General features: G+C 76.0%; 23 protein-coding genes. 13 read left to right on the top strand and 10 right to left on the bottom strand.

The genetic code is table 11. The features are described 5' to 3' along the window. Positions 1-156: 156 nt before the first annotated feature. Positions 157-1,521 carry an FAD-dependent oxidoreductase gene (locus PHK61_RS26380; RefSeq protein ID WP_274283999.1) on the bottom strand — a complete coding sequence of 455 codons (1,365 nt, stop codon included), beginning with the start codon at positions 1,519-1,521 and terminating at the stop codon, positions 157-159. A gap of 208 nt (positions 1,522-1,729) precedes the next feature. Here PHK61_RS26380 and PHK61_RS26375 point away from each other — a divergent pair, with 208 nt between their 5' ends. Further along, entirely contained in the window at positions 1,730-2,023 is a 294-nt protein-coding gene (locus tag PHK61_RS26375) for a hypothetical protein (protein WP_274283998.1), read from the top strand. Here the strand turns inward: PHK61_RS26375 and PHK61_RS26370 are convergent. Continuing rightward, on the bottom strand, positions 2,020-2,766 hold the full coding sequence (locus PHK61_RS26370; RefSeq protein WP_274283997.1) for a class I SAM-dependent methyltransferase: 747 nt from the start codon (positions 2,764-2,766) through the stop codon (positions 2,020-2,022). The genes PHK61_RS26375 and PHK61_RS26370 overlap by 4 nt on opposite strands. Before the next feature lie 348 nt (positions 2,767-3,114). Here PHK61_RS26370 and PHK61_RS26365 point away from each other — a divergent pair, with 348 nt between their 5' ends. Beyond that, a complete protein-coding gene (locus tag PHK61_RS26365) occupies positions 3,115-3,378 on the top strand; it encodes a hypothetical protein (protein WP_274283996.1) in 264 nt (87 codons plus the stop codon). 75 nt (positions 3,379-3,453) lie between these two features. On the opposite strand, the gene PHK61_RS26360 is transcribed toward PHK61_RS26365, so the two are convergent. Then, the gene (locus tag PHK61_RS26360; RefSeq protein ID WP_274283995.1) at positions 3,454-3,660 is read right to left on the bottom strand and encodes a DUF2795 domain-containing protein; all 207 of its coding nucleotides are present in this window, start codon (positions 3,658-3,660) and stop codon (positions 3,454-3,456) included. Positions 3,661-3,714: 54 nt separating this feature from the next. Between PHK61_RS26360 and PHK61_RS26355 the strand changes: the two genes are divergently transcribed. Together PHK61_RS26355 and PHK61_RS26350 are read left to right on the top strand one after the other, a co-directional pair. Then, positions 3,715-4,179: an HAD family hydrolase gene (locus PHK61_RS26355; protein ID WP_274283994.1), complete on the top strand. Its 465-nt coding sequence runs from the start codon at positions 3,715-3,717 to the stop codon at positions 4,177-4,179. A 4-nt stretch (positions 4,180-4,183) separates the two neighbouring features. Beyond that, positions 4,184-5,494 carry a DNA polymerase IV gene (locus PHK61_RS26350; protein ID WP_274283993.1) on the top strand — a complete coding sequence of 437 codons (1,311 nt, stop codon included), beginning with the start codon at positions 4,184-4,186 and terminating at the stop codon, positions 5,492-5,494. 9 nt (positions 5,495-5,503) lie between these two features. On the opposite strand, the gene PHK61_RS26345 is transcribed toward PHK61_RS26350, so the two are convergent. Continuing rightward, a complete protein-coding gene (locus PHK61_RS26345) occupies positions 5,504-6,091 on the bottom strand; it encodes a TetR/AcrR family transcriptional regulator (RefSeq protein WP_274283992.1) in 588 nt (195 codons plus the stop codon). 80 nt (positions 6,092-6,171) lie between these two features. On the opposite strand from PHK61_RS26345, the gene PHK61_RS26340 reads away from it, so the two are divergent. Continuing rightward, entirely contained in the window at positions 6,172-7,230 is a 1,059-nt protein-coding gene (locus tag PHK61_RS26340; RefSeq protein ID WP_274283991.1) for a zinc-binding dehydrogenase, read from the top strand. Here PHK61_RS26340 and PHK61_RS26335 read toward each other — a convergent pair. After that, entirely contained in the window at positions 7,220-8,389 is a 1,170-nt protein-coding gene (locus tag PHK61_RS26335) for an epoxide hydrolase family protein (RefSeq protein WP_274283990.1), read from the bottom strand. The two genes, PHK61_RS26340 and PHK61_RS26335, sit on opposite strands and share 11 nt — an antisense overlap. A 177-nt stretch (positions 8,390-8,566) precedes the next feature. On the opposite strand from PHK61_RS26335, the gene PHK61_RS26330 reads away from it, so the two are divergent. From PHK61_RS26330 to PHK61_RS26305, 6 genes are all read left to right on the top strand, one after another. Beyond that, a complete protein-coding gene (locus PHK61_RS26330) occupies positions 8,567-8,794 on the top strand; it encodes a hypothetical protein (protein ID WP_274283989.1) in 228 nt (75 codons plus the stop codon). Between the two features lie 50 nt (positions 8,795-8,844). Then, positions 8,845-10,458: a benzoylformate decarboxylase gene (gene mdlC, locus PHK61_RS26325; protein WP_274283988.1), complete on the top strand. Its 1,614-nt coding sequence runs from the start codon at positions 8,845-8,847 to the stop codon at positions 10,456-10,458. A 138-nt stretch (positions 10,459-10,596) separates the two neighbouring features. Beyond that, complete coding sequence (locus PHK61_RS26320) at positions 10,597-11,607, top strand: ABC transporter ATP-binding protein (protein WP_274283987.1); 1,011 nt, start codon at positions 10,597-10,599, stop codon at positions 11,605-11,607. Then, the gene (locus PHK61_RS26315) at positions 11,604-12,404 is read left to right on the top strand and encodes an ABC transporter permease (protein WP_274283986.1); all 801 of its coding nucleotides are present in this window, start codon (positions 11,604-11,606) and stop codon (positions 12,402-12,404) included. The genes PHK61_RS26320 and PHK61_RS26315 overlap by 4 nt, the downstream gene beginning before the upstream one ends. A 50-nt stretch (positions 12,405-12,454) precedes the next feature. Continuing rightward, on the top strand, positions 12,455-13,006 hold the full coding sequence (locus PHK61_RS26310; protein ID WP_274283985.1) for a dimethylsulfonioproprionate lyase family protein: 552 nt from the start codon (positions 12,455-12,457) through the stop codon (positions 13,004-13,006). A gap of 42 nt (positions 13,007-13,048) precedes the next feature. Beyond that, the gene (locus tag PHK61_RS26305) at positions 13,049-13,762 is read left to right on the top strand and encodes a DUF2267 domain-containing protein (RefSeq protein WP_274283984.1); all 714 of its coding nucleotides are present in this window, start codon (positions 13,049-13,051) and stop codon (positions 13,760-13,762) included. Positions 13,763-13,816: 54 nt separating this feature from the next. Here the strand turns inward: PHK61_RS26305 and PHK61_RS26300 are convergent, their stop codons facing one another. Both PHK61_RS26300 and wrbA read right to left on the bottom strand, forming a co-directional pair. Further along, positions 13,817-14,425 (bottom strand): maleylpyruvate isomerase N-terminal domain-containing protein, encoded by a 609-nt coding sequence (locus tag PHK61_RS26300; protein WP_274283983.1) that lies wholly within the window; start codon positions 14,423-14,425, stop codon positions 13,817-13,819. Between the two features lie 49 nt (positions 14,426-14,474). Next, positions 14,475-15,083, bottom strand: coding sequence for an NAD(P)H:quinone oxidoreductase (wrbA, locus tag PHK61_RS26295; RefSeq protein WP_274283982.1), 609 nt, complete (start codon positions 15,081-15,083; stop codon positions 14,475-14,477). A 146-nt stretch (positions 15,084-15,229) separates the two neighbouring features. Between wrbA and PHK61_RS26290 the strand changes: the two genes are divergently transcribed. Both PHK61_RS26290 and PHK61_RS26285 read left to right on the top strand, forming a co-directional pair. Further along, positions 15,230-16,549 carry a PucR family transcriptional regulator gene (locus PHK61_RS26290; RefSeq protein WP_274283981.1) on the top strand — a complete coding sequence of 440 codons (1,320 nt, stop codon included), beginning with the start codon at positions 15,230-15,232 and terminating at the stop codon, positions 16,547-16,549. Further along, positions 16,546-18,549 carry a homocysteine S-methyltransferase family protein gene (locus PHK61_RS26285; RefSeq protein ID WP_274283980.1) on the top strand — a complete coding sequence of 668 codons (2,004 nt, stop codon included), beginning with the start codon at positions 16,546-16,548 and terminating at the stop codon, positions 18,547-18,549. Before PHK61_RS26290 ends, PHK61_RS26285 begins: the two co-directional genes overlap by 4 nt. On the opposite strand, the gene PHK61_RS26280 is transcribed toward PHK61_RS26285, so the two are convergent. From PHK61_RS26280 to PHK61_RS26270, 3 genes are all read right to left on the bottom strand, one after another. Further along, a complete protein-coding gene (locus PHK61_RS26280) occupies positions 18,539-18,742 on the bottom strand; it encodes a hypothetical protein (protein WP_274283979.1) in 204 nt (67 codons plus the stop codon). The genes PHK61_RS26285 and PHK61_RS26280 overlap by 11 nt on opposite strands. Positions 18,743-18,913: 171 nt before the next feature. Further along, positions 18,914-19,654, bottom strand: a complete 741-nt coding sequence (locus PHK61_RS26275) for a tyrosine-protein phosphatase (RefSeq protein ID WP_274283978.1) — start codon at positions 19,652-19,654, stop codon at positions 18,914-18,916. A gap of 72 nt (positions 19,655-19,726) precedes the next feature. Beyond that, a complete protein-coding gene (locus tag PHK61_RS26270; RefSeq protein ID WP_274283977.1) occupies positions 19,727-20,269 on the bottom strand; it encodes a hypothetical protein in 543 nt (180 codons plus the stop codon). Positions 20,270-20,285: the final 16 nt, after the last annotated feature.

The raw sequence follows: 20,285 nt of genomic DNA, 5'->3' as shown, positions 1-20,285 counted from the left end.
CACCGTTACCTGCGGTAAGTGATACCCAAGGTAGCGGTAACACCATGTCCGCCCGGGGCGGGGTGTGGTCGCGGTCACCGAGGTGGCCGTCACGTGCGGCCGTCCGGCGGATGTGAGCGAACTTCGGGGCCATGGCCCCGAAGTTCGCTCACATGGCTACGGGCGGGAGAGCTTGAGGAGCTCCTCGCGGTCGACGACCTTGACGCGCGGGCGGCCGTGGGTCTCGCCGCGGCCGCGTTCGTGGGCGTCGATGGCCTGCCAGCCGGCCTGGTCGACGAGGTCGGGGCAGCGGTCGCGCAGCCAGGTCTCGATGGTGTCGTGGTGCCCGGCGTCGGTGGCGACGGGCTCGCGGTCGGCGAGGTCGGCGACCAGGTGGCGGACGGTCTCGTTGGCGTCCTTCTTGTTGGTGCCGATGATCCCGCTGGGGCCGCGCTTGATCCATCCGACGACGTACTCGCGGTCGTGGCCCTCACCGTCGATGCGGCCCTCGGTGTGCGGGACGGTGCCGGTGTCGTCGTCGAACGGGACGCCGGGCAGGGCCAGGCCGCGGTAGCCGACCGCGCGCAGCACCAGGCCGGTGGCGACGGTCTCGCGCTCGCCGGTGTCGACCGCGCGGGTGCGGCCGTCGTCGCCGGTCTCGAGGCGGTTGATCGCGAGCACGATCTCCTCGACGCGCCCGTCGCCGCGGATCTCGACCGGGGAGCGGTAGAAGCGGAACTCCATGCGGTGCTCCGCCTCCGGGCCGGGCGCGTTCTCGGCGAACCCGCGCAGGAGCTCGAGGTTGCGGCGGGTGGCCTTGGGCAGCGTGTCGTCGTCGGCGATGTCGGCGGGGACCTGCTCGGGGTCGGCGACGACGGCCAGGCCCTCGATGTCGTTCAGCTCGCGCAGCTCGGTGGTGGTGAACGCGGCCTCGCGCGGGCCGCGGCGCCCGCAGATGATCGCCTCGCGCACGCTCGAGGCGACGAGGGCGTCGAGGGCGTGGTCGGCGGTGTCGGTGGAGCGCAGGTCGGCCTCGGGGAGCAGGAGCATGCGGGCGACGTCGAGGGCGACGTTGCCGGCGCCGATCACCACGGCGCGCTCGGTGGCCAGCGGCGGGGCGAGGTCGACGTAGTCGGGGTGGCCGTTGTACCAACCGACGAAGTCGACCGAGGCGATGCTGCCGGGCAGGTCCTCGCCGGGGATGCCCAGGCGGCGCTCGGTCTGCGAGCCGACCGCGTAGATGATCGCGTCGTAGCGTTCGAGGAGCTCCTCGCGGGAGATGTCCTCGCCGAGGCAGACGTGCCCGAAGAACCGGAAGCCCTCGCGGGCGGCGGTCTTGTCGTACTGGCCGGACACAGACTTGATCTTCGGGTGGTCCGGGGCCACCCCCGCGCGGACCAGCCCCCAGGGCGTGGCCAGCCGGTCGAACATGTCCACCCGTACGTCTGGCTCCGCGTCGAGCAACGCGGCCGCGGCATAGAACCCCGACGGCCCGGAACCGACGACGGCGACGTGGTGGGGTCGCGTCGTGTGATTCTCCACCGGATCATCGTGGCCCACCTGGACGCAGGCCGCACCCGTCCGTTACCGCCTGCCGAACCCGGCCGCCGCGCGCCACGCCGGGGGCGACACGCCGCCGGACAGGTGATCCCGAGTCGGGGCGTGGCTCGATCCCGCCTCGGTCGAGTGGTCACTCCATGGGCTCATCGAGCGCGAGATCGCGGCGTCACCAGGGCTAACGTCGCCGACGATGATCAGCGACGAGCACGGCGCGCACGACGACGCACCGGCCCGTGGCGCGCCCTGGCGCCGCGGGCTCGACGTGCTCGACGACTACTCCGGTGGTGGCGTCCTCTCCGAGGAGCTCGCCGACGACCTCGTCAACGACCTCGTCGGCCTCGTCGGCCTGGGCGGCGGCGCGCGCCGCCGCCCGCGCCGCAGCCCGCACCAGGGCACCCGCCCCGGCCCGCAGCCGAGCCGCCCGGCGGTGACGCCGCCGTCGATCCGGCCCCGGCTGGTGCTGGTGCGCGGTGGGGCCGGCTAGTCCTTGACGGCCACGAGCACGAGGTAGGTCAGGTCGTGGCCGGCCATGCTCCGGCGGTGCCGGAAGCTGCGCCGCACGAGCGTGCGGGTCCGGTGGGCGGACTCGCTGGTCGCCTCGAGCATCGCCTCGACGTCGGTGATGTCGTGGTCGCGCTCGCCGCCGGCCAGGGTCAGCGCGAGGAACGACCCGGGCGGGAACGCGTCCCACAGGTGCGCCAGCGAGTCGACGGGCACGTGCCCCTCGCCGACGGCGCCCGCCGCGACGAGCGCGGTCAGGCCCTCCTCGCCGACCATGGCCGTGACCTGGTGGACGTCGAGACGCTCCCCGACGAGGTAGTGCCGGTAGAGCCCGGGCCGGTCGCGGTGGGCGGCGTCCCGGGCTTCGGGGATGCCGTCGGCGCCCGCGACGACGGTGACGCCCCGCGCGCGCAGCTCCTCGCCGACGACGCCGTTGCCGGCGCCGAGGTCGAAGGTGCGCAGGTCGGCGGGGTCGCGTCCCTCGGTGGCCGCGGCCTCGACGAGGGCGGCGGCCACCGTCTCCGGTGACGCGCACTCGAGGCGGCGTTGCACGACCTCCTCGTAGAGCCCGGGAACGGCGTAGACCCGGGCGTAGTCGTGCAGCGTGATCCGCTCGTCGGTGCCGTCGGCGTGGTGCAGGAGGAACTCCTCCTGCGCCTGGCGGCGTCCCGGGGTCGTGTCGAGCTCGACACTCCACCCGGCCGTCGGCTGCTCTGCTGTGGCCATACGCAGCATCATGCCGGGACCGACGGGCCCGCCGCTGTGGCGAACGTCCCCATGGGCGCCCTGTGGCCCGGGACTCCCCGCTGTTCGCTGCGGGTCCCGCATCGGTCACGCCGACGCCCGCGAGCACGCCGCCACCGTCGTCTGCCACCTCCTGCACGCCGGATGCGCGCAGTGGAGCTGGACCGCCCACGCCGCTGACGCGCACCGGCGCGAGGCCGTGCGCATCGTCGGTGCTCTCACCCGAGAGGGGTGGGCCCCGGCGCTGCCGCCGGACGGGCGTGCTGGTCGACCCGGACGGCCGGTAGGTTCCTGGTCCGATCGGCTCACCCGGGGCCGGAAGGGGTGGGCATGGCCATCGAGGTGGACGGCGTCGAGCTCCACGAGACGTCGCGAGGATCGGGTGCCGCCTGGCGCTGGAGCTCGCAGGGACCGGACCCGATCGACTACGAGGTCCAGTGGGTCGAGAACAAGGACACGTTCCTCTACGGCACGCGCGTGCGCCCGGGCGGCTGGAACCTCTCCCAGCTCGACCCGAACACCTGGGTCGGCGACGGGACCCTCGAGGGCGCCCGGGACATGGTCAAGCGGGGTGTGCCGACCCTGCCGCGCTGAGGCCGGCGCGTCCGGGGACACGAACGGCGCCCTCGCTGCTCCGGAGCAGCGAGGGCGCCGTTCGTGCGCCGTGGCTCAGCTGCCGCCGAGGACGCCGGCCTCGCCGAGCTTCGACATGACCGCGTTCGGGCCGTCGAACTGCTCCTTGTCGAGGCCCTTGATCGTGTCGACGAGCTGCTGGTCGGCGCCCTGCGAGCTCGCGTGCTCGGCCAGCTCCTGGGGGCCTCCCGGGTAGTCGAACCCGGCCAGCGACTTCTGCACCTGCGTGACGTCGTAACCCATGGGTCGCGGGTCCCCCACGGTCCCCGCGCACAACCGTTGAGACACTCACGATTCGTGGCCCCGTTCCCCGCCGTCGTGTTCGACCTCGACGGCACGCTCACGGTCCCCGGCACGACGCGCCCGGCGCCGGGGGTCGTCGCGCTCGTCGAGGCCCTGCGCGCCCGCGGGGTCGACCTGGCGGTGGCGACGTCGGCGAGCACCGCGGTGGCGCGCCGCGTCCTCGACGACCTCGGCGTCCTGCGCTGCTTCGGCAGCGTCGCCGGGCGCGGGGTGGACGGGGGCTTCGGCGGCAAGGAGGCGGTGGTCGGCGAGGCGCTGCTCGGGCTCGGCGTCACGGCGGCGGCGCCGGGCACCCCGATGCTCGGCGACAGCCCGGTCGACCTGCACGCCGCGCTCGCGCACGACCTCGTGCCGGTCGGCGTGGGCTGGGGCGGTGCGCCGGCGGAGGCGCTGCGGGCCGCCGGGGCGCGCGTGGTGCTGGAGCACCCGGACGAGCTGTGGGCGCTCGGGGCATCCTGAGCGCGTGCCCCGCTGGGTCCTGCACCTCGACCTCGACTCGTTCTTCGCGTCCGCGGAGCAGCTGACCCGCCCGACGCTGCGCGGGCGCCCGGTGCTCGTCGGCGGCCTCGGCCCGCGCGGGATCGTGGCCGGCGCGAGCGGCGAGGCGAAGGTGTCCGGCGCCCGTTCGGCGATGCCGATGGGGCAGGCGCGCCGCCTGTGCCCGCACGCCACGGCGCTGCCCCCGCGCACGGCGCTCTACCGCGTGCTCTCCGAGCGCTTCTTCGGCGTCGTGCGCGCGTGGGCGCCGGTGCTCGAGCAGATCGCCTACGACGAGACGTTCGCCGAGCCCGAGGCGCTGGCCGACGCCGAGGCCGACGACGTGCGCGCCTTCGCCGAGAAGCTGCGGGCGGAGGTCCGCGCGGTCACGGGGCTCGCGGTGTCGGTGGGGGCGGGGTCGGGCAAGCAGGTCGCCAAGATCGCTTCCGGGCTCGCCAAGCCGGACGGCGTGCACGTGGTGGCCCAGGGCGGCGAGCGGGCGCTGCTCGACCCGCTGCCGGTGCGCGCGCTGTGGGGGATCGGTCCGGTCGCCGAGGCCACCCTGCACCGCAGCGGCGTCGAGACCGTCGCCGCGCTCGCCGCCATGGACGCCACCGACGTCACCGCGCTGCTCGGCACCGCCGTGGGCACCGGGCTGCACCGGCTCGCGCGCGGGCTCGACGACCGCCCGCTGGTCGAGCGGGGCGAGGCCAAGCAGGTCAGCGCGGAGACCACGTTCGACGAGGACCTCTCGGACATGACCGCCGTGCGCGCCGCGGTCGCCGAGCTGGCCGAGGGCGCGCACCGGCGCCTGGTGGCCTCGCACCGGGCCGCCCGCACCGTCAGCGTGAAGATCCGCAGCGCGTCGTTCGGGACCACGAGCCGCGCCGAGACCCACCCCGACGCCACCACCGACCTCGCGACCCTCACCGACACCGCCCAGCGCCTCGCCGTCGCGGCCCTCCCGGACGCCGGCGTACGTCTGGTCGGCGTCTCGTTCTCCGGGCTGACCTCCGCCGTGCAGGAGGCGCTGTTCCCGGGGACGCCGGAGCCGGTCGCGGCCGCGCCGACGGTCGAGGTGCAGGATGCCGAGCCGGAGCCCCCGCCGAGCCGCGAGTGGCGCACCGGTGACGACGTCGCCCACACCGAGCACGGCCACGGCTGGGTCCAGGGCAGCGGGCACGGGCGGGTCACCGTGCGCTTCGAGACCGCGAGCACCGGCCCCGGCCGGGCCCGCACATTCGCCGCCGACGACCCGGCCCTCGCGCGCGCCGACCCGGTCGCCAGCCTCAGCTGATCGCCGCGTCTACACGGGTCGGGCTCCGCTGCGCTCCGTCTCCCGGTCCACCAGGGACCGGGCCGCCGCCCATGCCGCGGCCGGCGCGCCCGGTGCGGCGGCGACCGCGTGCGTCACCAGCGCGCCCTCGTGCAGCACGAGCAGCTGCAGGGCCAGGCCGTCCGGGTCGGCGAGGCCGGCCCGCGCGAGCTCGGTGGCGAAGAGCGCGCGCAGCCAGCGTTTCTCGTCGTCGATGACGGGCCGGGCGGGGTGGTCGGGGTCGTCGAGCTCGGCGAAGGCATTGACGAAGGCGCAGCCGCGGCTCGTGCCCTCGGCGACCCAGTCCTCGAGCACCGCGAACGGCGCCAGCGCGCGGCGGACCGGGTCGTCCTGCGCCTCGACGGCCGCGCTGACCCGCGCGCGCCAGCGCTCGTCGCGTTCCCGCAGGTAGGTCGCGACGAGGGCGTCCTTGGAACCGAAGCGGTCGTAGAGCGTGCGCTTGGTGACGCCGGACTCGGCGGCGATCGTGTCCACCCCGACCGCGTGGATCCCGTGCGCGTAGAAGAGCTCCGCCGCGACGTCGAGGATGCGCCGGGCCCCGGGGGTGAGCGTCGTCATCGGACCTCCCTTGCCTTCACCGGTCTGTGAACATACTCTGCGGGCGCTGGAGTTCACAGACCTGTGAGGTCGGAGGAGCCATGTCGATCCCGGACGCGATGCCGGCCGCGGTGCTCACCCGTCACGGTGGGCCGGAGGCGCTCGAGCTGCGGAGCGTGCCGGTGCCCCGTCCCGCAGCGGGCGAGGTGCTCGTGCGCGTCACCGCGGCCGCGATGAACAACACCGATCTCTGGACCCGCCGCGGCGCCTACGGGCTGCCCGGCGACCCGGACGCGCTCGCCGGCTGGCGGGGTCCGATCGCCTTCCCCCGCATCCAGGGTGGCGACATCGCGGGCGAGATCGCCGCGGTGGGCGACGGCGTCGACCCGGCGCGGGTGGGGCGGCGGGTCCTCGTGGACCCGGCGTTCTACGACGGCGAGGGTCCCGACGCCGGCCCGGTCGGCCTGCTCGGCAGCGAGGCCGACGGCGGGTTCGCGCGGTACGTCGTGTGCGCCGACGCGCGCGCCCACGACGTCGGCGCCTCGCCGCTCACCGACGAGGAGCTCGCCTGCCTGCCCGTGGCCCACGGCACCGCCGCCGGGATGCTCGCGCGCGGGCGGATCGCGGCGGGCGAGACGGTGCTGGTCACCGGGGCCTCGGGCGGCGTGGGGCTCGGGGCCGTGCAGCTCGCGGCGGCCCGGGGCGCGCGGGTCGTGGCGCTCACCGCCCCGGGCAAGGAGGAGGCGCTGCGGGAGGCCGGCGCGGCGGAGGTGGTGCTGCGCGGGGCGGAGCCGGGCGCTCTGGCCGACGCCGTCGCGCACGCCGCCGGCGGCCCCCTCGACGCCGTCGTCGACGTCGTCGGCGGCCCGCTGCTGCCCGCCCTGCTCGACCGCATCCGCGACGGCGGCCGCTGGGTGATCGCCGGGGCGATCGGCGGGCACGCCGTCGACCTCGACCTGCGCCGGCTCTACCTGCACAACGTCGCCCTCGTCGGCTCGTCGATGCACACCCCGGCCCACTTCGCCGAGCTCGTGGCCGACGCCCTCGCCGGCCGGATCCGCCCGCGGATCGCCGGGCGGTACGCGCTGACCGACATCCACGCCGGGCAGGACGAGTTCGCGCGCTCCGCCTACGTCGGCAAGATCGTCGTCATCCCGTGATCGCGGGGGTGAGCGCGAAGGCGGCGCGCAGCTCGTCGACGAAGTCGCGGGGCACCTCGAGCGAGGCGAAGTGGCCGCCGCTGGGCAGGGCGTTCCAGCGCCGCAGGTCGGTGTAGCGCGCCTCGACCCAGGCGCGGGGCAGCTTGACCATCTCGGCGGGGAAGTAGGACACGGCGCTGGGCACGGTGACCGGCGCGGTGACGTCGACGCCGCCGAAGCTCTCCCAGTACAGGCGCGCCGACGACGCCCCCGACCCGGTGAGCCAGTAGATCGTCGCGTTGTCCAGCACGCGGTCGCGCGGCACCCCGCCGAAGCCGTCGCCGTCGGTCCAGGCGACGAACTTCTCGGCGATCCACGCGAGCTGGCCGGCCGGGGAGTCGACGAGCCCGTAGCCCAGCGTCTGGGGCCGCGTGCGCTGCTGGGCCGAGTAACCCGACCCGAGCTTGCGGAACTGCTCGGTCTCGGCGAGCCAGCGCCGCTCGGTCTCGTCGAGCTGCGCGTCGTCGAAGCCCTCGGGGCGCGCGGCGCGGGGCATCGTCGTGTGCATCATCGCGACGCGGTCGGGGTGCCGGACGGCGAGCGCCGTGGTGATCATGGCGCCCCAGTCGCCGCCCTGGGCGAGGAAGCGGTCGTAGCCCAGGCGCGTCATCAGCGCGGCCCAGGCGTCGGCGATGCGGTCCACGCCCCAGCCGGCCTCGGTCGGCTTGTCGCTGAACCCGTAGCCGGGCAGCGACGGCGCGACGACGTGGAAGGCCGGCAGCGAGGCGTCCCCGGGGTCGGTCAGGGCGTCCAGGACGTCGAGGAACTCGACGACCGAGCCGGGCCACCCGTGGGTGACGAGCAGTGGCGAAGCGTCACTACGAGGTGACCGAACGTGCAGGAAGTGGACACCGAGACCCGCGATCGCGGTGCGGAACTGACCCCGCCGGTTGAGCTCGTCCTCGACGCGGCGCCAGTCGTGCTCCTCGAGCCACGCGCGGCAGAGCTCGGTGACCGCGTCGAGCCCGATGCCCTGCCCGGGATCGGTCGCCGGCTCCGGCAGTCGGACGCGGCGGAGGCGTTCTCGCAGGTCAGTGAGTTGCTCCTCGGGGACGTCGAGGACGAACGGCACGACCTCGTTCGACGGATTCCCGGCAGGAACGGGTGCGTCAGCGGCCACGAGACCGCACCGTATCCATCCGCGGGCGGGGCTGCCGGACGATCCCGATCAACAGGTCCGAACGCGTGGCGACTCGACACGCCGACGGCTGGTCCTCGTGACCCGAACGAGCCAACTTCGCGTCGAGGTGTCACACGGGGCCGCATGGTGGCGATGCACGAGGTGGAGGTGATCAGCGTGCTGAACGATCGATCGGCGGCTCTGCTCGCGGCGGCGGCGGACCTGGACGAGTGCGACGGCTACGTCGTGCTGGTGTTCGACCCGGAGACCGGCGAGCTCGACGCGCACGGGCCGTACGAGGGTGTCGAGGCGACCATCCGTGCGGAGGAGATGCGGCGCGAGTTCGACGGCGACGGCCTGCCGGACGTGGTCATTCGCATCTCGCGGCTCCACAGTCCCCGCTGAGGGGTACACGTCCGTCGGACTCGGTGTCGACGGACGGGAGAACACGCGCCATGGCCAGTGGACCCACGGTCCGGGAGGCCTCGCTCGAGGTGTTCCGGGCCCACGGCATGACGACCGTGTTCGGCAACCCGGGGTCCACCGAGCTGCCGATGCTCTCCGAGCTCCCCGACGACTTCCGCTACGTGCTCGGCCTGCAGGAGGCCGCGGTCGTGGGCATGGCCGACGGCTACGCGCAGGCCTCCGGACGCCCCGCGCTGGTCAACCTGCACACCGCGCCCGGCGTGGGCAACGCGGTCGGGGCCCTGGTCAACGCGGCCGCCAACGGCGCGCCCCTCGTCGTCACCGCCGGCCAGCAGGTCCGGCCCATGCTCAACCTCGAGGCGCTGCTCACCAACCCGGACGCGACGGTGCTGCCGCGCCCCGCGGTGAAGCTCTCCCTCGAGCCGGCGCGGCCGCAGGACGTCCCCGCCGTGCTGGCCCGCGCGATCCACGCGGCGACCACCCCGCCGTGGGGCCCCGTGTTCGTGTCGATCCCGATGGACGACTGGTCCGCCGAGCTCGACCCGACCACCGAGGCGCTCGACCTCCTCGTCGCCCGTCGGGTCCACCAGCGGGCCGCCCCGGACCCCGTCGGGCTCGACGCGATCGTCGCGGCGCTCGACGACGCCCGCGCGCCCGCGCTGGTCGTCGGCGGCGACGTCGACGCCACCGGCGGGTTCCACGACGCGGTCGCGCTCGCGGAGCGCACGGGCGCCGCGGTGTTCGCCCCGCCGGTCGAGGGCCGCGTCGGCTTCCCCACCGACCACCCGCTGTTCCAGGGCGCGCTGCCGATGGCGATCGCCCCGCTCGCGCAGGCGCTCGAGCCCTTCGACGTCGTCCTCGTGGTCGGGGCGGCGGTGTTCCGCTACTACCCCTACGTGCCCGGCCCCTTCCTGCCCGAGGGCACGCGCCTGCTGCACGTCACCGCCGACGCCGACCAGGCCGCCCGCGCGCCGATGGGCGACGCGGTCGTCGCCGACCCGGCTCTCACGCTGCGGGCGCTCCTCGAGCGCGTCGGGCCGGGACCCGCCGACCGGGCGGCCGCGCCGCAGCGGGCCGCGCTCGGGGAGCCGCGGACCGCGGGCGAGGGCCGGCTCACGGCCGAGGAGGTCTTCAGCACCCTGGCGCAGGAGTGGCCGCAGGACGGCGTGCTCGTCAGCGAGGCGCCGTCGCACCGCGGGACGCAGCAGGCACGGCTGCCGATCACGCGGCCGGGCAGCTCGTACTTCACCGCCTCGGGCGGGCTCGGGTTCGGGCTCGCCGCGGCGGTGGGCGTCGGGCTCGCCGAGCCGGCGCGCCCGGTGCTCGCCGCGATCGGCGACGGCTCGCTGCAGTACGCGGTGCAGGCGCTCGCGACGGCGGCGTCGTGGCAGGTCCCGGTCACCGTGCTCGTCCTGGACAACCGGGAGTACGCGATCCTCAAGTGGTTCGCCTCGCGCGAGCAGACGCCGAAGGTGCCGGGGCTCGACCTGCCCGCCGTCGACCACCTCGCGCTCGCGCAGGCCTACGGCGTGCCGGCCGAGAGCGTCGGCACCGTCGACGAGCTGCGCGCGGCGGTGCGGCGCGGGTTCGCCGGGCCCGGGCCGCGGCTGGTGCACGTGCCGGTACCGGCGTCGGGAGCTTGACCTCGACCTTCCTCGAGGTCGCACCGTCGTGATGTGGCGATCATCGAGCACCGAAATCGACAAGAGGGGTGTCGGACCCCGGGCGTAGCGTCGCGATGGCGTCCGCCGAACGGTTCGGCGCACGGGGGAGGACCATCGGTGAGCACGCAGACCACCACGCGCCCGTCGACCGGGGACGGCGTCGACGAGGCCGCGCCGGCGGTCGAGGTGGCCGACCTGGTGAAGCGCTACGGGCGCAGCACCACGCCGGCCGTCGACGGGTTGAGCTTCGCGGTGCGCCGCGGAGAGGTGTTCGGGCTCCTCGGGCCCAACGGCGCGGGCAAGACCACGACGGTCGGCATCCTGACCACGCGCGTCCGCAAGACCTCCGGGCGCGCGACGGTCGCCGGCATCGACGTCGCGGGAGACCCGGTGGGCGCGCGCGCCGTGCTGGGCGTCGTGCCCCAGCGGCCCAACCTCGACCGTTCGCTCGACGCCCGCGGCAACCTCGTCTGGCACGCCGCGTACCACGGGGTGCCGCGCGCGAAGCGCCAGGCGCTGGCCGACGAGCTGCTCGAGCGCATGGGCCTGCTCGACAAGGCGACCACCAACCCCGACGAGCTCTCCGGGGGCCAGGCCCAGCGGCTGATCATCGCCCGCGGCCTCATGCACGCCCCGCAGGTGCTCTTCCTCGACGAACCCTCGACGGGGCTCGACCCGCAGGCGCGCCTGTTCGTGCACGACCGCGTGGTCGAGCTGGCCGCGTCCGGCGTGACGGTCGTGCTCACCACCCACGACATGGACGAGGCGGCCAAGCTCGCCGACCGGGTGGGCATCGTCGACCACGGCAGGCTGCTCGCGCTCGACTCGCCCTCCGGGCTGGTCGCCGGCCTGCCGGGCGAGGCGACCATCGACCTCGTGCTCACCGGCGCCGACGTCGCGACCGTGCAGGGGCGGATCAAGGAGGTCCGCGGCGTGGCCGGGGTGGAGGACCGCTCCGACGAGCTCGCCACCCAGCTGCGCGTGCGCGCCGACGGCGAGGCCGGCGCGGCGCTCGCCCCGGTGCTCGGCGCGGTCGCCGACGCCGGCGCCACGGTGTCCCAGGTCGAGCTCGGCGAGCCGACGCTGGAGGACGTGTTCATCGACCTGACGGGGAGGGGATTGCGGTGAGCGCGCCGACGGCGACGAGGGTCGGCCCCGGCCAGGGCCGCGCGTTCCTCGGGGTGCTGGGCCGCGACATCGCGGTCACCGGCAAGGAGTTCGGCACGTTCATCAGCCAGGTGCTGATGCAGCCGTTCTTCCTGCTGTTCGTGTTCGGTGTCGTGCTGGGCCAGCTCGGCTACGTCACGCCCGGGTACGCCCAGCTGCTGCTGCCCGGGCTGCTCGCGCTCAACGCGTTCTTCGTGGCGGTGCAGGCCACGGCGATCCCGCTGGTGATCGACTTCTCGTACACCAAGGAGATCGAGGACCGGCTGCTCGCGCCGCTGTCCACGCGCCTGGTCGCGGTCGAGAAGATCGTGTTCGGGGCGTCGCGGGGACTGTTCGGCTCGCTGGTGATGATCCCGGTCGGCTACCTGGTGCTCGGCAACGTCGACTGGCAGCTCTCCGGCCTGCCGTTCTCGGCGCTGCTGCTCGTCCTCGGGTCGCTGGCCGGCGGGGCGGCGGGCCTCGTGATCGGCACCCTCGTGTCGCCGCGGAAGATCAACGTCGTGTTCGCACTGGTGATCACGCCGCTGCTGTTCACCGGCTCGACGCAGTTCCCGTTCCTGCAGCTGGAGAACCTGCGCTGGTTCCAGGTGATCTGCGCGCTCAACCCGATCACCTACATCTCCGAGGGCCTGCGCGGCGCGCTGACGCCGTCGGTGCCGCACCTGGCGTGGTGGGTGTGCCTGCTCGCGCTGATCGCGGCGTGCGGGATCTTCGGGGCGATCGGCATCCAGGGGTTCGTGCGGCGGGCGCTGGATTGAGCGCCGGATCGAGCGCTGGATCGAGCGCGGGATCGAGCGCGGGATCGAGCGTGGCGGCGTTCGCGGCGCTGCGGCGCCGGCTCGTGGGGACGCTGCCCGCCGGCGTCCTCGACGGGCTCCCGGACCGCGCCGAGGTGGGGGGACCGGGATCGTCGTTGCCCGTGCTGGCCCACCTCGACGACGCGCTGGCGCGAGCCGCGCAGGAGGTCGACGAGCAGCTCGCCGACGTCCTGCGGCCGCTGGCCGCCGGCGCGGCCTGGGGCCAGACGGCCGCCTACGTCGCCGCCCCGCCGGACGCGTCGTTCCTCGGGCTCTACGCGCACGCCACGCTCGCGGAAGCGCCGGAGGTCGCGGCCGGGCTCGTCCTGCTCGGGCCCGGCGTGCGCTACCCGCCGCACCACCACCCGGCCGCGGAGTTCTACCTGCCGGCCGGGACGATCCGCTGGGTGCACGGGCTCGACGAGGCCCCGGCGCCCGAGCCGGCCGGGACCCTGATCCACCACGCGCCCTGGCAGCCGCACGGGATGTGGACCGACGACCGCGCGGTCCTGCTCGTCTACGTCTGGACCGGTGCGGTCGGCACGCCGTCGGCGTTCTGCTGACTCGGGAGGTATCCGGGGCGGCGCGCCGGGTAGGCCCCGATCATGCGACACCAGGAGTTCCTCGCGGGCGTGGCCACCCGAGGCGGCTTCGTCGAGACCGACGACGCCCGCCGCGCCGCCGACGCGGTGCTGGCGACCGTGGCCGCGCACCTGCCCGCCGACGACCGTGACGCGCTCGCGGACGCCCTGCCCAACCTGCTCCAGCAGGAGTCGGGCGTCGACCGCCAGACTGACAGCGGCGCCCCGACCGAGGAGGGGCTCGTCGAGGAGGTGGCCCGGCGCACCGGCTGGACCCCCGAGCGCGCCCGCTACGCGCTGACCGCCGTCACCGGCCAGCTCCAGGCCGAGGACGACGACATCGGCGCCCGGATCACGCGCGTCCTGCCGCCCTCGCTGCTCGGCGCAGGGCCGACGCTGCCGCCCGACGCCGCGTCCGAGGCCGCGCAGGGTCGCCCGCAGCCGGTCGACGAGGACGAGCTCGCGCAGACGCTGCAGCAGCGGCGGACGGCGTGGTCGGGCGACCGCGCCGGCATCGAGCGCACCGTCTCGCTCCCGTCCGAGCACATCGACCTGCTGCTCGAGCGCCTCCGCGCCGTCGAGCACGAGACCGGCCGGCGGCTGCGGATCGTCGACCGCACGCCGACCTCGCTGACCGTGCGCGCCCGCACCGAGCGCCAGGAGTTCGTGACGGCCGACGACCTCGACCTCGCCGCCCGCTTCGACGACCTCGTCGCCGCCGTGGGCTCCGCCGCCTGAGGTATGTGAGCGATCTTCGGGGCTATCGCCCCGAAGATCGCTCACAGACGCCGATCAGACCACCGAGAAGCCCGGGGGCAGTGAGGCGCGGCCCGTGAGGGCGTCGAGCAGGAGCCGGCCGTGCCCGAGGCGCACCCCGGTGCGCGCGAGCACCGTCGCCACCTGCGTCACCGTGTGCTCGCTGAACTCGATCTCCAGCCCCGTCGCCGCCGCGATGTCGTGCCCGTGCACGACGAGCTCGACGGTGCGCGTCGGCACGTACGACGCCACCCGCAGACCGCCGGCGATCGAGGAGATCAGCGCGTCCGGGTCGGCGGCGCGGGCGGCCGCGACGGCCCGGTCGGCGAGCGCCGCGAACGCCGCCGCCGGCTCGTCGCCCAGCGCCACCCCCGCGTCGCGCCCGCGCTGGGCGACGGCCGCCTGGTCGATGCCCTCGCCGGTCATCGCCGGCACGAGCGCGTAGTAGCCCTCGGGCGCGTCGATGTCCTCGGTGTCCGCCGGCCGCTCCAGGTAGGTCAGCACGGTGACGAACGCCCGGCTCGTGTGCCCGACCAGCGATCGCAGGTCCCACTCGCCGAGCCCGGGACCGTCCCACGCGTCGTCCGGGATCCGCCCCACCAGCCCCGTGACCGCCTCCGCCGCTTCGGCGTACCCCTCGAGCATGTGAGCGATTTTCCCGGCTATAGCCGGGAAAATCGCTCACGTAGGAGGGTCAGTCCTTCAGCTTGGCGGCCACCTGGGCCAGCCGGGTGCCCTGGACGCGGGCGGCCTGGAGCGCGCTCTCGTCCGGCGCGGCGGACTTCCGCGACACCCACGACGCGCCGTACGGGTTGCCCGAGGACATCAGCGACGGGTCGGCGGCGTAGCCGAGCGGCATCACCAGCGCGCCCCAGTGGTAGAGCACGTTGTTCATCGACAGGATCGTCGCCTCGAGCCCCCCGTGGCCCGTCGAGGCGCTGGTGAACGAGGTCCCGACCAGCCCCGCGAGCTTGCCCTGCGCCCAGAGCCCGCCGGTGGTGTCCAGGAACGCCTTGAGCTGCTCGGCGCTGTTGCCGAAGCGCGTCGGGCTCCCGAGCGCCAGCCCGTCGGCCCACTCGAGGTCGTCGAGGGACGCGAGCGTGTCGTAGGGGTTGTCCTCGACCCACGCCTTCCAGCGCCGGTTGGCCTCGATCGCCTCGGCCGGGGCGCGCTCGGCGACCGGCCGCACGCGGGTCTCGGCGCCCGCCTCGCGGGCCCCCTCGGCCAGCGACTCCGCGAGCGCGGCCACGTTGCCGGTCGCGGAGTAGAAGACGACGGCGATGCGGGGAGCGCGGTCGCTCACGGGTCCTCCCGGGTCGTGTGGGAGCCCCGATCATGACCCGTCCGGACGACGCGGGCCGAGCGGGGTACGAGCGGGGTACCGGTGCCGAGTCGGTTCTGATCGCCTCGTCCGCACCCGAAACGGCGCTGACAGGGGAGAATGGGGGTGTGACGACCGGCGAGGTGCGGGCACGGCCGGGAGCCCCGGACGCCCCGGGCCCCGACGCCGCGGGCCCGCGCGGCCTCGTCGCGCTCTACCGCCGGCTCTCGGGCCTCGTCGCCGCGCCTTCGGTGGACACCCAGGCCGTCGCGACGGTGATGGCCGGCGAGCTCGGGGTCCTCGCCGCCGTCGTCGGTCCCGGGGGCGAGGTGCTCGCCGCCGCGGCGCCCGGGATGAGCATCGCCGAGGCCGCCGCCCTCGTGCGAACCGACGCCGGCAGCGCCGTGTGGCCCCGGACCCTCGCGATGGCCGCGACCGTCGGCCGGGCCCTGCGCGTCCCCGGGCCCGGGCGCCGCGTGCAGGTCGTCGCGCCGGTGCTCTTCGGCCGCGAGGTGCCCGCGTTCCTGCTGGCCGAGGAGGACACCGCGGCGCGCGACCGGCCCGAGGCCCTCGCGGGCGACGACGTCCTGCTGCTCGTCGCCGAGCACGCCGCAACGGTGGTCGGCGTCATCGCCGGCCGCGACCGGGTGCTCGCCACCGCCGCCGGGCAGGTGCGCGGCGACCTCGTGTCCGGGCTGCTGCTCGACCGCGCCCGCGACGCCGACCAGGCCGCCCAGTGGGCCGAGCACGTCGGGTACGACCCGGGCGTCGACCACCGCGTCGTCGTCGTGTCGCCCGACGACGACGGCGCCTTCGGCGCGGGGCCGGCGAGTCTGCTCGGCGAGGCGGAGGAGCACCTGCTCGCGGCCGCCCCGTCCGCGCTGACCGTCGTGCGCGACACCGAGACCGTCGCCGTCGTGCCCGAGCCCGCCGACCCGGCCTCGGTCGGCGCGACCTGCGCCCGCCGCCTGGCGCGCGGCCGCGTGCCCGACCCGGACGCGCTGTGGCCCGTCACCGTCGCCGTGGGCGGCACGGTCCGCGCGGCGGGCGAGATCGCGACCTCGTACGACCAGGCCCGCCGCACCCTCGTCGCCGCCCGCCGCCTCGGGCGCGCCGGGCGCGTGCTGCGCTTCGACGACCTCGGCGTGCACCGCCTGCTGCTCCAGATCCCCGACCCCGAGGCCGCCCGCACCTTCGCCCGCGAGGTCCTCGGGCGCCTCGCGACCGACCGCTCCGAGCGCACCGTCGAGCTGCTGCGCACCCTCGCGCGCTACTTCCGCGAGGACGGCAGCCCGCAGCGCGTCGCCCGGGTGCTCAACGTCCACCCGAACACCGTCGGCTACCGGCTGCGGCGCGCCGAGGAGCTGTCCGGCCTCGACCTCGACGCCTACCGCGACCGGCTCGCCGCCCAGATGGCGCTGGAGATCCTCGGGGAGATGGAGGCGTGAGCGAGTCGTTCACCGAGGCGCTCGGGCGCCGCGTCCTGCTCGGCGACGGCGCGATGGGCACCCTCGCCCGCGCGAGCGGCGGGCTCGTCGAGGGGCACGGCGCCGAGCTCTGCGTGATCGCCCCCGAGCTGGTCTCGGCGCTGCACGAGCGCTACCTCGCGGCCGGCGCCGACGTCCTGCAGACCCACACCTTCGCCGCCTCGCGGCCCCGCCTCGAGCGCCACGGCCTGGCCCGCCGCGTCCGCGAGATCAACCTCGCCGGCGCCCGCCTCGCCGCCGGCGTGCGCGACGCCGCCGGGCGCCCGGCGTGGGTCGCGGGCTCCGTGTCGCCCGCCACGCCGCCGGGGCTCGCCGTCCCGGTCGAGGAGGCGCGCGCCGCCATCGCGATCCGCGAGCAGGTCGAGGCGCTCGTCGAGGGCGGCGTCGACCTCATCGTGCTCGAGACGTTCAGCCGCGCCGGCGAGCTGCTCGCCGCGATCCGCGCGGTGCAGGAGGTCACCGACCTGCCCGTCGTCGCCCAGGCGACCTTCGTCGACGAGGACGGCGACCTGCTGACCGCCGCGGGGGAGTCGCCCGCCGACGTCGTGGCGCGCCTCGCCGACGCCGGGGCCGTCGCGATCGGCACCAACTGCACGCTCGGGCCGCAGGGCCTGCTCGACGTCGTCCGCCGCATGGGGCCCACCGGCGCGCCGGCGCTGTCCGCCCAGCCGAACGCGGGCCTGCCCCACGTCGTCGCCGACCGCAGCGTGCGCTTCGCGGGCGACGCCGAGCACTTCGCGCGCTACGTCCTGCGCTACGTCGAGGCCGGCGCGCGCCTCGTCGGCGGCTGCTGCGGCACGACCCCGGAGCACACGGCGGCGGCGGCCCGCGCGCTGACCACCCACGACGCGTGGGCCCCGCCGGCGACACCCCGCGACCAGCGCGTCGTCCCGGCACCGCGCACCGTGCCCGACCCGGCCCCCGTCCCCGACGAGGAGCCCGACGAGCCCGTCACCGGCCCCGGCCGCGGAGCGGTGGAGCGCTGGCTGCGCGGGCGCCCGGCGTCGCGGGAGTTCCTCGTCGCCGCCGAGGTCGCGGGCGCCGGCGGTCCCGAGGAGCACCTGTCCCGCGCCCGGCGCGCGGTGTCGGGCGGCGCGTCGGTGCTGTGGGTCAGCCGGTCCCGCGCCCGCCGCGCCACCACGAGCACGACCGGCCTCGCGGTGCACCTGCACGACCGCATCGACGTCGACACGGCGCTCACCGTCACGAGCTGGCAGACGAGCCTGCTCGCCCTGCAGGCCGACCTGCTCGGGCTGCACGCGCTGGGCGTCCGGACGCTGGTCTGCGAGACCGGCAACCCGCCGGTGCACGCCGAGCAGGCCGTCGGCGACGGCGTGTGGGAGGTCGACGGGCTCGAGCTGCTGCGCCTGGCCGCCGACCTCAACCGCGGGATCGACGCCGACGGCGTGGAGGTCGGCGCGGCGACCACGTTCCGGCTCGGTGCGCGCGTCACCCCGGGGGCCGACGACCTCGACCGCGAGGCCGCCCGGGCCGTCGCGAAAGTGGAGGCGGGGGCGGAGTTCCTCGTCACGCGGCCGGTGTTCGAGCTCGAACGGCTGCGGACGGTCCTCGACGCCCTGGGCGCGGCGGGCCGGCGGGTGCCGGTGCTGGCGTCGGTGGGCGCGCTGACGGGTTACGCCCAGGCCGAGCACCTGCGCCACGAGGTGCCCGACATCGTCGTGCCCGATGCCGTGGTCGAGCCGATGCGACGGGCCGGCGACGGCCCCGACGCGGCGCGCACCGGGCTGTCGCTGGCGGCCGAGCTGGTCGCCGACGCCGCCGCGCTGGTCGAGGGCGTCGTCGTGCGCTGGCCGGGATCGGCGGTGCCGGGACTCGATCCGACGACCGCCGTGACCCGGCTGCGTGCCGCCGCGAACGGCGCCGGCGGCACCGGCGGCACCGGCGGCACCGGCGGCACCGGCGGCACCGGCGGCTCGGCGGGGGCGCGCGTCAGGCGCTGACGGCCTCGACCGCGTGCTCGACCGGACGGGGCGTCGGGAGGACCTGCGGGGCGCCGCGCAGGCGGGCGACGGTGGCGCGCAGGTAGGCGACCTCGCGCGTGAGCGACGCGACCGTCTCGCCGTCGAAGTCGTAGGACATCTCGCGCGGCATGACCACGACACCGCAGCAGGGGCACGTCGTCGGGGCGTTCATCCGGGTCACCTCGAGGATCGGTCGGCGCCTGCGGGCCGCCGAGTGGACCCGCTCACCACCCAGTCTTCGGGGAGGGACCCCGGCCGGGCACTGTGCCCGCCCACAGAGATCACGACGGCGCCGTTGTGGCCCGGCACAGCGTCGGGGCGCGGTTCCCCCGGACGGCCGACCTCAGGCGCCCTCGACGAGCCGATCGCGCCACGCGTCGAGGTCCGCGTCGGGCACGCCGGCGTCGCGCAGCGGGGCGCGCGGGTCGTCGTCGACGAGGTCGAGGACGGGCTCGATGTGCTCGGGGGTGACGCCGACGCGGCTCGCCTCGACCGACGGCTCCAGCGCGCCCTGCACGACGAGCCGGTCGCGTAGCGCGGCGCGGTGGGAGTTGGTGGCGGCGAAGTCGGCGGCGACGGTGGCGCGGTCGACGCCGGCCGCGCGGAGCAGGAGGGCGACGGCGACGCCCGTGCGGTCCTTACCGGCCGCGCAGTGCACGAACACGGGGCCGGGCCCGTACGCGGCGACGCCGACGAGCTGCGGCAGCCAGGCCTCGCCGATCGTCTCGACCAGCAGGATGTAGAGCTCGCCGGCGTCGAGCTCGCCGCGGCGGCCGCGGGCCTGCGCGGCGGGCGCCAGCGACGCGATCAGCGGCAGCGAGGTCAGCTCGGCGCCGAGCGCGGGCAGCGGGTGCACCGCGGGCAGCTCGGTCGGGTTGCGGAGGTCGATCACGCTGCCGGGCGGCCAGGCGTGGCCGCCGGGGCCGGCGGTCTCGTCGCCCTCGAGCGGGGCGTCGCCGCGCCACAGGACGCCGGGGCGCGTGCGGCCGCCGTCGCTAGTCGGCAGGCCGCCGACGTCGCGGAGGTTGGCGAGGTGGGGGACGACCAGGTCGGGGGTCGACTGTTCCGTGCGCGTGGCCGGCACCGCGGGTCTCCTTCGGCTGGGACCTCCATGCTCCCGCGCGCCGTGCTCTTCCTCCGCCCGTCGTAGCGGATGTCACCCGCGCACGAGGCGGGCGACGAGCCGGCAGGCGTTCACCCCGAGCAGCGGCAGCGCGAGCGCGACGATGCCCGGCGCGAGGTCGATGTCGAGCCGGGCGCCGAGCAGCATCGCGACGCCGAGGACGAGCCCGAGCACGGGCGAGCCGAGATCGGCCGGCGCCCGTGGGACGCGGGCCGGACGGCGTCGGTGCCGCGCGAGCCCGCCGGCGAGGAGCCGCTGGACGGTGGCGGGCAGGCCCGCGCGGTCGGTGCGCGCGGCGTTCGCCGCCGTCTCGCGCACCCGTCCGGGTTCGGCGGCCGCGCGCTCGGCGAGCTCGACCTCCCAGTCGTCCTCGTCGCGCGTGCGGAACACCAGCACCCGCTCGCGGCGCCGGCGACCCGCGTGGGCAGAGGTGGGCGCGAAGTACCACGACACGGTGTGCGTGCCGTCCGCGTCGACCCGGCTGGCGCCGAAGTGCGCGTCCTGCGCGCGCAGCCAGGTGCCGACCGCGGTGTCCACCGCGGCGGCCCACCGGTCCCCGGCCCGCATCACCGCCATCCCCGGCAGTGTGCGA

The organism is Actinomycetospora lutea, assembly GCF_028737205.1.
GTDB classification, from domain to species: domain Bacteria; phylum Actinomycetota; class Actinomycetes; order Mycobacteriales; family Pseudonocardiaceae; genus Actinomycetospora; species Actinomycetospora lutea.
The sequence above is the reverse complement of the archived record's forward strand: the minus strand, read 5'-3'. Positions and strand labels throughout refer to the sequence as shown.

Excerpts from the sequence above, each read along its gene's own strand:
- PHK61_RS26365 (WP_274283996.1), top strand. The coding sequence starts at position 3,115 with ATGGCCATCGAGGTGGACGGCGTCGAGCTCCACGAGACGTCGCGAGGA.
- mdlC (WP_274283988.1), top strand. The coding sequence starts at position 8,845 with ATGGCCAGTGGACCCACGGTCCGGGAGGCCTCGCTCGAGGTGTTCCGG.
- PHK61_RS26345 (WP_274283992.1), bottom strand. The coding sequence starts at position 6,091 with ATGACGACGCTCACCCCCGGGGCCCGGCGCATCCTCGACGTCGCGGCG.
- PHK61_RS26305 (WP_274283984.1), top strand. The coding sequence starts at position 13,049 with ATGCGACACCAGGAGTTCCTCGCGGGCGTGGCCACCCGAGGCGGCTTC.
- PHK61_RS26300 (WP_274283983.1), bottom strand. The coding sequence starts at position 14,425 with ATGCTCGAGGGGTACGCCGAAGCGGCGGAGGCGGTCACGGGGCTGGTG.
- PHK61_RS26370 (WP_274283997.1), bottom strand. The coding sequence starts at position 2,766 with ATGGCCACAGCAGAGCAGCCGACGGCCGGGTGGAGTGTCGAGCTCGAC.
- PHK61_RS26360 (WP_274283995.1), bottom strand. The coding sequence starts at position 3,660 with ATGGGTTACGACGTCACGCAGGTGCAGAAGTCGCTGGCCGGGTTCGAC.
- PHK61_RS26375 (WP_274283998.1), top strand. The coding sequence starts at position 1,730 with ATGATCAGCGACGAGCACGGCGCGCACGACGACGCACCGGCCCGTGGC.
- PHK61_RS26280 (WP_274283979.1), bottom strand. The coding sequence starts at position 18,742 with ATGAACGCCCCGACGACGTGCCCCTGCTGCGGTGTCGTGGTCATGCCG.
- PHK61_RS26340 (WP_274283991.1), top strand. The coding sequence starts at position 6,172 with ATGTCGATCCCGGACGCGATGCCGGCCGCGGTGCTCACCCGTCACGGT.
- PHK61_RS26270 (WP_274283977.1), bottom strand. The coding sequence starts at position 20,269 with ATGGCGGTGATGCGGGCCGGGGACCGGTGGGCCGCCGCGGTGGACACC.